This window comes from Acinetobacter rudis, assembly GCF_000829675.1.
Taxonomy (GTDB): domain Bacteria; phylum Pseudomonadota; class Gammaproteobacteria; order Pseudomonadales; family Moraxellaceae; genus Acinetobacter; species Acinetobacter rudis.
Map to the genome: position 1 here is coordinate 1 of NZ_BBRX01000145.1, position 764 is coordinate 764.

The following is a 764-nucleotide window of genomic DNA, read 5'->3' on the forward strand; positions in this document are numbered from 1 at the left end:
TTTTGCTGGTGTTGAGTTTGCCTCTTTCACGAACTGCTCATAAGTAAACTTAAAGCCCTCAGGTGTTGTCGCAACGTCGATACCATTTAAAAGACCAGGATGATTCACACGCATCCGCGCAATAATCTTCCGCCATGCCTGTTGAGCCTTATCCTTATTCATGACATCAAGTTCATCAATTAAGGAATGACCAACCTTAAAACCAACAATTGTTTGTGGCTTCTCCATCGATCGACAAATAATTGTGCTTCTATACTGACGACCATAGTAAAGATCAACTTCTTTGTTTGATTCGTAAATCTTGGTCTTTAAGCCCCAGTCAAATGCCACCTCATCAATTGTTGGAAAGAAAATATCTCGAATCTGTGGATAGGTTGGAGCAAAATAACCCAAAGGTACTTTAGGAAACTCCCATGACTTATCGCAGAGGCTTGAACACCCGACCCAAGTCTTACCACTACCAAAACCAGCAACAAAGGCACGAAACTTATTCGGAAGTTGTAGAAACCTCGCCTGAGGCACATTCAGTGTCGGGTTGATATTCGGCATCATCTTTACTCGCGTCTACAACTTGAATAGTTACTTTGACTGGTGTTGGATCATCAGCGCCGTCCCCATCACCTGTTTTAATCCGCTCAATTTCAAGCTGCTTTAATTGAATATCGAGAAGCTGAAGCTCATACCCTTGCATCTCATCTTTAACCTGCCTGATTAGCTTGGTTCTCAGAATCCGATTCACCTTAGGGTCGTTATATATCTTCTGT

1 protein-coding gene and 1 pseudogene are annotated in these 764 nt (G+C 42.3%); both read right to left on the reverse strand.

What is annotated here, in order from left to right:
- Positions 1-549: terminase large subunit domain-containing protein (locus Aru01_RS18275; protein WP_016655361.1), on the reverse strand; the 549-nt coding region annotated here is incomplete at its 3' end.
- Positions 488-764 (reverse strand): annotated as a pseudogene (locus Aru01_RS18280) (DUF2280 domain-containing protein); the annotation flags it as partial. The gene Aru01_RS18275 and the pseudogene Aru01_RS18280, both read right to left, overlap by 62 nt.